The organism is Gemmatimonadota bacterium (assembly GCA_016209965.1).
Taxonomy (GTDB): Bacteria; Gemmatimonadota; Gemmatimonadetes; order Longimicrobiales; family RSA9; genus JACQVE01.
In genome coordinates this window covers 1-10564 of the sequence record JACQVE010000127.1, presented here as the reverse complement: position 1 = coordinate 10564, position 10564 = coordinate 1, and the positions used below count along the sequence as shown (strand labels likewise).

General features: G+C 69.3%; 9 protein-coding genes. 3 read left to right on the top strand and 6 right to left on the bottom strand.

What is annotated here, in order from left to right; genetic code table 11:
* Window positions 1–70: 70 nt before the first annotated feature.
* On the bottom strand, window positions 71–847 hold the full coding sequence (locus tag HY703_05265) for a TVP38/TMEM64 family protein (GenBank protein ID MBI4544580.1): 777 nt from the start codon (window positions 845–847) through the stop codon (window positions 71–73).
* Between the two features lie 529 nt (window positions 848–1376).
* Here HY703_05265 and gyrA point away from each other — a divergent pair.
* Window positions 1377–3881, top strand: coding sequence for a DNA gyrase subunit A (gene gyrA, locus HY703_05260; GenBank protein MBI4544579.1), 2505 nt, complete (start codon window positions 1377–1379; stop codon window positions 3879–3881).
* 89 nt (window positions 3882–3970) lie between these two features.
* On the opposite strand, the gene HY703_05255 is transcribed toward gyrA, so the two are convergent.
* From HY703_05255 to HY703_05235, 5 genes are all read right to left on the bottom strand, one after another.
* Complete coding sequence (locus tag HY703_05255) at window positions 3971–4768, bottom strand: alpha/beta fold hydrolase (protein ID MBI4544578.1); 798 nt, start codon at window positions 4766–4768, stop codon at window positions 3971–3973.
* Between the two features lie 18 nt (window positions 4769–4786).
* Window positions 4787–5677 carry a hypothetical protein gene (locus HY703_05250; protein ID MBI4544577.1) on the bottom strand — a complete coding sequence of 297 codons (891 nt, stop codon included), beginning with the start codon at window positions 5675–5677 and terminating at the stop codon, window positions 4787–4789.
* Window positions 5674–6792, bottom strand: coding sequence for a DUF3179 domain-containing protein (locus HY703_05245; GenBank protein ID MBI4544576.1), 1119 nt, complete (start codon window positions 6790–6792; stop codon window positions 5674–5676). The genes HY703_05250 and HY703_05245 overlap by 4 nt, the downstream gene beginning before the upstream one ends.
* Before the next feature lie 200 nt (window positions 6793–6992).
* A complete protein-coding gene (locus tag HY703_05240; GenBank protein ID MBI4544575.1) occupies window positions 6993–7289 on the bottom strand; it encodes a metal-sulfur cluster assembly factor in 297 nt (98 codons plus the stop codon).
* A gap of 29 nt (window positions 7290–7318) precedes the next feature.
* Window positions 7319–8506 (bottom strand): cyclic nucleotide-binding domain-containing protein, encoded by a 1188-nt coding sequence (locus tag HY703_05235; GenBank protein ID MBI4544574.1) that lies wholly within the window; start codon window positions 8504–8506, stop codon window positions 7319–7321.
* A 436-nt stretch (window positions 8507–8942) separates the two neighbouring features.
* Between HY703_05235 and HY703_05230 the strand changes: the two genes are divergently transcribed.
* Entirely contained in the window at window positions 8943–9716 is a 774-nt protein-coding gene (locus tag HY703_05230) for an MBL fold metallo-hydrolase (GenBank protein MBI4544573.1), read from the top strand.
* The coding region (locus tag HY703_05225) for a caspase family protein (protein ID MBI4544572.1) at window positions 9713–10564 on the top strand (852 nt) is incomplete at its 3' end. The genes HY703_05230 and HY703_05225, both read left to right, overlap by 4 nt.

Sequence of the window (10564 nt, the reverse complement as noted above, 5' to 3'; positions counted from 1 at the left end):
TGCAGGGAGTAGACGGACAGCAATGCCAGCGCGGCGAAGTAGACGCCCACCACCGCCCCCGCCAGCAGCCTCATCGCCGCCCCACCTGCACCCCGCCGCCACTCGCCGCGCCACGCCAGCGGCGCCAGGCCAGCGGCAGGAACGAAAGCAGCACCAGCAGCCCGCCTGCCACCGCGATGTGCACGTAGGCGTCCTCCCGCGCCTCGACGCTCCCGGCCAGCAGCGCGTCGGCGAAGTAGGTGTACGCGAACGTCCCGGGCAGCATCCCCACTGCGCTCCCCAGCACGTAATCCCGGAACCGCACGCCGGAAAGGCCGGCGCCGTAGTTAAGCGCGTTGAACGGTACCAGCGGCACCAGGCGCAGCAGCAGGATCGCACGAAAACCATGCCGGCCCGCGGCCCGGTCCAGGGCCGCGGCGCGGCCGCCCAGGCGGGCCGCCACAAAGTCCCGCCCCAGAAACCGCGCCAGCAGGAAGGCCAGCACCGAGCCGATGGTCGCGCCCGCCAGGTTGAAGGGCACCCCCGGCCACAGGCCAAAAAGCGCGCCACCCGCCAGCGTCAGCACACTGCCGGGCAATGCCAGCGCCGTGGCCCCAGCGTAAACCAGCACGAAGGCGGCGCCCGCCCAATCCGCGCCGCGCACCGACTCGAGCAGCGCCAGCACTTCTCCCCGTGACACCAGCGTTCGCAGCGGCGTCCAGCGCAGGGCCGCCCACGAACCGGCAACGAGCAGCACCAGCGCCAGAAACTTGAGCAGATTCCTGCGCCCCGAGCCCTTCGCTCCCGGCCGCGCCGCCACGCCTGCGGCCGCCCTCGGCCCCGCCGGCGTAGGCCGCCGCCTAGCCACTCCCCGGCCTCTCCGTTCCCTCACTCCAGCCTTTCCCGCTCAGCAACCGCCACCACCGCTCCGCCTCGGCCGTCCCATGCGCCGGTCTACCATAGATTGCACGCGCCCCGCGCACCAGGCGCCTTCCCCTCTCCGGCACCGTTTCCCTGGTGCGAATCCCACTCCCAACCCCGATCCCGACCCACCAGTACCCGTGCCCGTACCCGTATCCCGTGCCCGTGCCCGTGCCCGTATCCCGTACCCGTATCCCGTACCCGTAGAAAACCGAATCCCGCTCCCACGCCCCAGGATCCCCACCAACCGCACCCACTCAGGCAGCCTTCTCGCTCAGCCCGCCTGCCCAAGCCGCTCCCCGGCCACCGCGCGCCGGCCGCACGCCCCTTGCACGCCTCCCCCGATAGGCCCCCAGCCTAGCCTGCCGAAAGAAAACCGAACATCAGGGTGGTCGCCGGGTAAACTTGACAGGAACGATAGCTTGCACGACCGAACGACCTCGGGAGCCGACAGGGGAGGGCAGCCGACGATGGTCATGCCACAGCGACGAGAGCGCGTGCTCCAGCGCCTGATCGAGGACGAGATGCGGGAATCTTTCCTCGACTACTCGATGAGCGTGATTGTGCAGCGGGCGCTTCCGGACGTACGCGACGGGCTCAAGCCGGTGCACCGCCGGATCCTGTATGCGATGCACGAGTTGGGGCTCGCTCCGAACCGGCCCTTCAAGAAGAGCGCAGCCGTGGTGGGTGAGGTGCTGGGGAAGTATCACCCCCATGGTGACACGGCCGTGTACGACGCGATCGTCCGCATTGTCCAGGACTTCTCGTTGAGCTACCCGCTGGTGGACGGGCAGGGCAACTTCGGCTCGATCGATGGGGACAGTGCCGCCGCGTACCGCTACACGGAAGCTCGACTGGCGTCGGCGGCGCTCGAGCTGCTGGCCGACATCGAGAAGGATACGGTCCCGGCTGCGGATACCTTTGACGGCCAGCGCCAGGAGCCGGAAGTGCTGCCGGCCAGATTGCCCAACCTCCTGGTGAACGGCAGTTCGGGGATCGCCGTGGGCATGGCCACGAACATCCCGCCGCACAACCTGCGCGAAGTCGCAGCGGCCGTGGGGCATCTGGTGCGGCACCCGGAGTGTGCCGTCGACCATCTGATGCAGCACGTGCCCGGTCCGGACTTCCCCACGGGCGGGTTCATTCTGGGCGCGGAAGGGATCCAGGAGGCGTACCGCACCGGCCGCGGCCGGATTGTCATGCGGGCGCGCGTGCAGAAGGAGGCCCGGCGCGGCGGCAAAGAGCAGCTCGTGGTCACCGAGCTGCCGTACGGCATCTCGAAGGCTCGCGTGATCGAACAGATCGCGGAGCTGGTGCGCGCGCGTCGCATGGATGACATCGCCGACCTGCGCGACGAGTCTGACCGCGACGGCATGCGCATCGTCATCGAGCTGAAGCGGGGCGCAAAATCCCGTGCCGTCCTTAACCTTCTCTACCGGCACACCTACCTGCAGGCGACGTTCGGAGCCATCCTCCTGGCCCTGGACCAGGGCGGCGTGCCGCACGAGTTCAACCTCAAAGAGCTGATCGAGCGCTACCGCGACCACCGGCTCGAGGTGATCCGCCGCCGCTCCCGCTTCGAGCTCGAGCACGCCCGGGCGGAGGCGCACGTGACGCGCGGGCTGCTCCTCGCCCTCGCGCACATGGACGCCGTGGTCGTGCTCATCCGCAAGGCGCGCGACCGCGAGGAGGCGGCTTCCGGGCTGCGCCAGCGCTTCGAGCTCAGCGCGGAGCAGGCGGATGCGATCCTCAACATGCGACTCGCCCGTCTTACGGCACTCGAGCGGCAGGAGCTCCGGGAGAAACTGGACAGCCTCGAGAATCGGATCGCCGAGCTGGAACGGTTGCTCGCCAGCGAGCAGCAGCAGCTCGACCTGCTGCTCGGCGAGCTGGAAGAGATCGTCGAGCGCTTCGGTGACGCGCGCCGCACAACCATTGTCAGGGCCGAGGCCGACTTCGCTGTCGAAGACCTCGTCGCCCGCGAGGAGTTCGTCATCGCCGTGAGCCATGCCGGCTACATCCAGCGCGTCCCGCTTTCGCTCTACGGGCGGCGGGTTTCCGGCGGCAAACCCCCTGCCACCGAGGCGCGGCAGGATTTCCTCGAGCGCGTCTTCCTCGCCAGCACCCGCGACACGCTGCTCGCGTTCAGCCGGGAAGGCCAGGCCTATGCCATCTCGGCCCGCGACGTCCCGGAAACCGGGCGCTCCGGCCGCGGCCGCTCGCTGGCGCAGCTCCTGAAACTGGAAGGTCGCTCGCCGCTGGCCGCCCTGCTCCCCGTGTCCGATTTTCCCGCGGACCGCGCCCTCCTCTTCCTCACCGCACACGGCACCGTGAAACGCACGACGCTCGACCACTTCGCCCACATCCGCAGCGGCGGCACGGGCGCGCTCAACCTCCGCCCGGGCGACGTACTGCTGGACGTGCAGCTATCGGACGGTGCCAGTGACGCCGTCATCGTGAGCGGGCAGGGACGCGGCATTCGCTTCCCGGAGGCCGACGTCCCGCTCATGGGCCGCGCGGCGCAGGGCGTCCGCGGCATGCGGCTGCGCCGCGGCGATCACGCCGTCGGAATAGTGGTCGTGCGGCGGGAGGCATCCCTTTGCATGGTAACCCGCCACGGCTTCGCCAAGCGGACGCCCGTCAGCGACTACCCCGTCCAGCGCCGGGGCGGCCTCGGCGTGACCGCGCTCCAGGTCACGGAGCGGACCGGGCCCCTCGTCGCCGCGAAGGAGCTGCTCGCAGGCGACGAGCTCATGGTCATCGCCGCCAGCGGTGCCGCGGCTCGCCTGCCCGCCGACCGGTTGCCGCTCCAGGGCCGCGCGACGCAGGGTCGGCCAGTCATCTCCCTGGCGGGCAGTGACCCGGTGGTCGAGGTCGCCCGCGTCGCCCACGAACGCGAAACGCCCCCGGAACCCCCGGAACCCTCCGAACCGGGTGGGGGGACCAAGCAGCTCGAGCTGATTGCCGTGGCAGGCGAGTAGAAGCCCGGAACGTGAGTGCCGGGCCGAGGAGGCTCGGCGAAGCCGGAGCGCTGGCCGCCGGAGGGCCTACCGCCCCGCCCCCCGTGCCCTCAATCAATGGCTTCCAGGAACTGGACCAGTGCCCGGTTGAACGCCGGCGGCTGCTCCAGGTTCGGCAGGTGCCCGGCTGCCGGGATTACCATGATGCGCCCGTCCGGGATACCCCCCGCCATGCCCTCCGCCTCGGCCACCCCGCTGATCACGTCCTCCGCCCCGACCAGCACCAGCGTCGGCACGGCGATCCTGGACAGCAGCTCCGTGGAGTCCGCTCGCGCCGCCATACCCGCCAGCCCCCGCGCCGCTGTTTGCGGCGAAACAGACTCCATCACCCCGCTCAGCCATTGCACCAGCTCCGGCTGCTCGCGCCGCGTACGCTCGGCAAGCAACCGGGGCAGCAGCCCGGCCACCAGGGCGGACGAGCCCTCGGCGAGCACCCGCTCCGCCAGCTCCGCACGCCCCTTTTTCCCCTGCTCGGTTTCCGCGCCCGCCTTCGTATCACAGAGCACCAGCGCCCGCACCCGCTCCGGGTAGGACCGCACCATGGCCATAGCGATGTACCCACCCATCGAAACTCCACACACCACGGCCCGGGTAACGCCCAGCTCCTCGAGCAGTGCTGCGAGGTCCTCCGCGAACAGCTCCATGCCGTACGGCCCTCCGCCCACGCCTCCCTCTGTTCTGCCAAAGCCGCGCAGGTCCGGCGCCAGCCAGCGCCAGCGTCGGGGCAGCCGCTCGAGTTGCGGCTCCCAGAGACTGCTGTCGAAGGGGAACCCGTGCACCAGCAGCACGGGCTCCCCCCGCCCGGCCTCTTGCCAGTGCATGCGAATGCCGTTCACCACTGCTTGCATGGAGTGCTCCCGTCCCCACTACCGGTCCGTGCCCCCGGCGCATGCCACGGGCCAGCATACCCTCCCGCGATGAAAGACGGAGGCCAGCAGTTGAGGGCCCGCCGGGAAGTTCTGCCCCCGCAGCGGCAGCCTTCCCCCCAGCTCGACGGTGCTGGATCCCGGCAGCTCGAGCGACAGCACCGGTTGGAGGTAGAGGATCTCTCGCGCATCCGCCGAGAGCGGCACGCCCAGCAGCCGGCCGTCACGCCCCCACACCCCGTCCAGCACCACTTTCCCGCCCAGCCGCCCGAGGAGCCGCCCCCCGATCTCGGCCAGCAGCAGCAGCTCATCGCCCGGGTCGCGCGTGGTCGTGGGGTTCCACAGCCGCCAGCGGTAACCCAGCCAGAGCACGGCGTAGGCCGGCGTAGGCCAGAGCGAGAGCCCTGCTTCCGCCCATGCCTCCAGGTCCCACTGCCCCTCGCCGATCGGGATGATCTCGGCATCGATGGGGAAATCCTGGATCGGAGCTTTCACGGCCGCGCGCACGGACAGCGGCACTGCGCCGCCCAGGAGGTGCGACAGCGTGTAGCGCGTCGAGAGGCGCACGTCGCCCACGCCGGCGGCGTCTCGCTCCATGGTCACGTCATCAAAGGAGAGGTCGAAGTAGGGGAGCTGCAGCCAGAGGTCCAGTCGATCCGTGATGCCGTAGGCCAGGTCCAGGAACAGCGCCGCGGCCCGGCTCTCCGCGCCCTGGTTCAGATACCGCTGCGACCGGCCATCCGGGCCGTACCGCCGCGTCGTCGAGTGCCAGAAAAACGAAGCCTTGGCCCAGTAGGCGCCCTGCCCCACGGGCCACTGCGCCGCGGCTGCAGCCGGCCGCACCACGGCCGCACAAAGCAGCAGCAGCGAGGCCGCCGCGGCGCGGCTCACGAAACGAGGAAGGTCGTCGACTGCCACTGGAACGCGCGCCACGCGAACCAGAAAACGACGTACGCGTTCTCCACGCCTCTCAGCCTCTGCCCCGCCAGGGGACCCGCAACCGCTCGCCCACCGATGTCCCACCTGCTCCCCGTCTCCCGGTCGCGGAAACCGCCGCCGCCCGCCTCGAACGTCAGCGTCCTGCCGTTCAGCCGGCGCTCATACGCCGCCGCCGTCTCCCCCGCCGCCTGCTCGTATAGCACGACAATGGGCCTGCCATCCACCTCCTCGTTCACCGCCGCCACATCGCCCAGGTCCGCCAGCTCGCCAAACGGGTACCCCCTCCCCCCGTTCGCCCCTACCCGGATCCCCAGCACCCGCTCCTTAGCCAGGCGAGTCTGGTCGATCCGCATCGGGAAGAGCAGCTCCGGATTGCCCAGGTTCGCGTAGCTGCCGTAAGGATAGCGGCGATAGTTTCGCCCGAAGTCCAGGTCGCCGGTCACCACCCGCGTGTCCGGGTGAAGCTGCTTCCACCGGGCCCAGCTCGTCTCCAGGATCGGAATCAGGCTGGGCTCCACGCCGTTGAAGCCCTGGCACCGCCCCGCCACCTCCAGTTGCGGGCCGTACAGCTCGCCCGCACCCCGGTCGTACATCACCAGGTTGTTCGCGAACAGGAGCCCGGAAACCCCGAAGTCGATGACCCTGCCGCGGATCGCTGACTCGAATGCCAGGCCGGAGCCGGTCAACGGGCAGAACGTGACGGCGAAGGCCCGCCCGCCCAGTGTGTCATTGATGATCTCGTGCCACCACAGGATGTTGTGCGGATAGGCCCGCGCCTGCCCATCGATCACCACGCCCAGCACCCGATCACCATCCTCCAGATAGCCAAGGCTGGGATCGGATGGCCCCACCATCCTGGGCTTGCGCAGTGCGGGAATCCCGTCGGGCGGCGGCCCGCCCCCCGCCATGAGTTCCGGGTCGAGCTCGCACATCGCCCGGTTCAGCCCCGCCGGCTCCTCCTCACCGCACGCTGCGAAGCCTAGCAACAGTACGGTCAGGGCCGGGACGGAGAACGCAGCGGGCGCGCCGCGCCTGCAGGGGCGTCGCCCGAGGGTGGATGCTCTCATCTGGGCTCCTCTGATCGGCGGGGTGGCGGACGCCGGTCACGCGCTCGCCTTCTCCGCTTTCAGAATCGCCCGCGGCACGCCGCGGTTCCGCCGCCGCCTGGAACCGAACCGGTAGGAATGCAGCGTTTCACAAGTACCGCAACGGCTCACCGCGGTGAGATGCGTCGCCGTAACTTCGAAGCGTGAACTAGATTCGACCACTAGATCCCTAGCGAGGAGCGGATGAGCGGATCGATGCGGTCCGGCGTCCACCTGGGCGTGAACGTCAACTCGACGTCCGCGGCGCTCACCCCCTCGAGCGCCTCCACCTCACGCTTCGCGTCTTCCACCATCTGCCCGCCGGCCGGGCACATGGGCGACGTCAGCGACATGGTCACGTGTACCCGCTCGCCCTCCACCTCAATGCCATACACCAGGCCGAGGAGCACGATGTCGAGATCGAGTTCGGGATCCTTGACCCGCCGCAACGCCTTCCTGACTTCCTGTTCGGTAACCATCCATGATCTCCTTTAGCGGGCCTGTGGCGTCACGACTTCTGCAGCAGGACGAAGGTGATGTCCTGCGCCTCCACCCCACTCAGACGATGCGCCTTTTGCAGCGCTCGCTGCAGCAGTCCGACCAGCTCGGCCGGCGGCTCACCCCGATGGTTCTGGATCAGGTCCGCCGCCCCGCGCGCCACTCCCATCTCGATCTCTGAGAAGAGCAGCACCGTGTCGCCTGCACCCAGGTCGAGCGCCTGCGCGCCATACTCGAAATGCGGCAGGATGCCGAGTGGCGGGCCGTTCGAGGCCAGCTCACCCATGCCACCGCCCGCCCGCACCAGCACACCCGGCTGGCCGCCGGCCAGGCTGCACTGCGCGCCGTCCGCGCTCAGACCGATCAGCCCGACCTCGACGCACTCGTCCAGCCCCTCGAATACGTTCTCCGCCAGCGCGTCGTTCAGCCGCGAGAGCAGCACCCCCAGGCTCGCCTCGGCCTGTGCAATCTCGCGCAGCAACGCCCGCGTCACTGCCAGCAGATGAGCCGGCGGCAGCCCGCTGCCCTTGACATCGATCACGGACAGCAGCACGCCGTCCCCGCCAAACGGACAGGCATCCCAGAGCGCCTGACCCGACCCCGATTCCGCCAGCGCCGTAGCTGCCGCGATCTCGTACCCCGGCACCTTCGGCACCTGCCGCGGCAGCAAGGCGTGCTGTACCAACCGACTGAATTCGCGCAGCGCATCGACGCCCTCCCCCCCGGCTGCCGCCGCGTCCTGCGCCACAAAGCGTACGTCCAGTGCCCGGAGCGCCCGGGCAAGCCCCCGCATCAGCCGCAGGGCCAGCGACTCCCCGCCCAGCAGCTCGTCGAAGTGCTCGCGCGAAACTACCACCAGCTGCGTCGGCTCCATCGCCCGCGCCGCCGCGGAACGCGGCGTGTCCGTCAGAAGCGACATCTCGCCCAGCGCATCCCCCGCCCGCTTCACCGCCAGCCGCTCGGACTCGCCCCGCGGCCGCTCCTTCACAATCTCGACCGCCCCGCTGTAAACGATGTAGAACTTGTCCCCCGGGTCACCCTCCCGGAACAGCACCTCGCCCACGCCCACCGTCTGGCCGCGCACAAGCCGGGCGATGCGCTTCAGGTCGCCGTCCGGCAGACCCCGGAAAAGCGGCACCTTCTCCAGCAAATGCTTCACCTGCTCCGCGGTCCACAGATTTTTCTTGGTTGCTGTCATCCGATTGACTCCCGAAAAACCGGCCGGGCTGGCGATTCCGCACCACTCTGGCGCGAAATCGGCTCCGCTCTACCCCACTGCCACACCCTGTTGGCACCTGATGATAACAGAAATGTAGGAAATCCGGCCGCGCCGAGAAAGCCTTATCCCAAAGCTCGACCCTTGCCTCACCCTGCCGCGGGCTCCATCTTTTAACCTGCGGCCAGAGTGGCCCCCCGCTCCCCGGGCCGGATCGACCACTCGCCGCTCGGAATCCATGGCTCAAGAGTCCCGGCGACCCCCCGCGCAGCCGGCCATTGCCGATCCCGAAGCGCCACGTGCAAGGCCGGCCGCTGAAATCCCGGCGCTCCGCGTCACCTGTTGGGGCACCCGCGGCTCTATTCCCAGCCCGGGCCCAGCAACGGCGGGGTTCGGCGGCAACACTTCGTGCGTCGAGGTGCGCAGCGCCGACGACCGCCGCCTCATCTTTGACGCGGGCACCGGCATTCGCCTTCTCGGCCGCCACCTGATCGCCGAGCCGGGGCCCCTCGGCGTCGACCTCTTCCTCACCCACTTCCACTGGGACCATATCCAGGGGATCCCATTCTTCGGACCGCTTTACGACCCGAGCAGCTTCATCCGCATCCATGGCCCGCGCCAGGGCGACGTCGACATCCAGACGGTCTTCGCCGGCCAGATGCGGCCCATCTACTTCCCCATACCGTACGAGGCCGTCGCCGCACGCCTCGAGTTCAGCCACCTCGATGATCATGTCTGGAACAATGGGCCTCTCGAGGTCGCTGCCATGCGGGTCCGTCATCCTGCGCACACCTTCGGCTACCGTATCCGCCTGGGCGGGACCAGCCTGGCCTACATACCGGATAACGAGCTCGTCGGAGCCGACTACCCCGTTCCCCCCCGCTGGTACGAAAGCCTGGTCGAATTCATGGGCGGCGTGGATCTGCTCTTCCACGACGCCATGTTCACCGACGCCGAATACGTGAAACGCGAGGGCTGGGGACACAGCACCTTCACCCAGGCCGTGCGCCTGGCCGAAGAGGCTGGCTGCCGCCGCCTCTACTTCTTCCACCACGCGCCCGAGCGCAGCGATGCCGAGCTGCGCCACACCCTGGAAGAGGTGCGCAATGACCTGCTGCGCCGCGGCTCGCGCCTCGAAGTGGGCGTCGCGGCCGAGGGCGAGGAACTTCTCGTGAAGGAGCAGAAAAAGTGAAAGCGCCCCGTCTCCTCCTGTTCGCCGCCGTAGCCCTGTTCGCCGGCTTCGGGCCGCACGACCGCACGGCCCCCAACCGCTGGGCGCTGCTGGTCGGTATCAGTGACTACATCAACTACGGCGACGAGATCGGCGGTGACCTGCCCGGCGCGGTCAACGACGCGCTCGCCATGCGTGACGTCCTGGTCAAGCGCTACGGGTTCGAGGAGGATCACATCAAGCTCCTCCTCGACGCCGACGCCGACCGTAGCGGCATCCAGGCCGGCCTCACGCGCTGGCTCCCCTCCGTCGCCCGACCGGGTGACCTGGTCGTCTTCTTCTTTGCCGGCCATGGCTCGCAGAAGTGGGACACCAACGGGGACGAGGCCGACGGCCTGGACGAGACCATCTGCCCCGCCGACGTGCTGCGCCGCAACGCCGACCGCGATATCGCCGACGATGAGCTGAATATCTGGCTCAATGACATGCCCACGGACAACATCGTCGTCATCCTGGACAGTTGTCACTCCGGCACGGGCACGCGCGCCATCACCCCCTTCGCCCGGCCCCGCTCGCTGAAGCGCAATCCCACCAGCGACCTGGCCAAGCCCGCCGGCGCCAAGGCTGCGACGCCCGGGGTGCGGGAAACGGCCAACCTGGACGCCAGCACGCGCAAGCCCATTGTCGAGATCGCCGCCGCCCAGCCGGACGAGGTCGCCATGGACGCCGTCTTCCCGGGCGTGGGCGGCGCGCCCAGCAAGAATGGCGGGGCGTTCACCACCAACTTCGTGCGCAACCTGTGGCAGGCCCCCGACAACGCCAGCTACCAGGAGGTCTTCGAATTCACGCGGCGCGACCTCAAGCGCCAG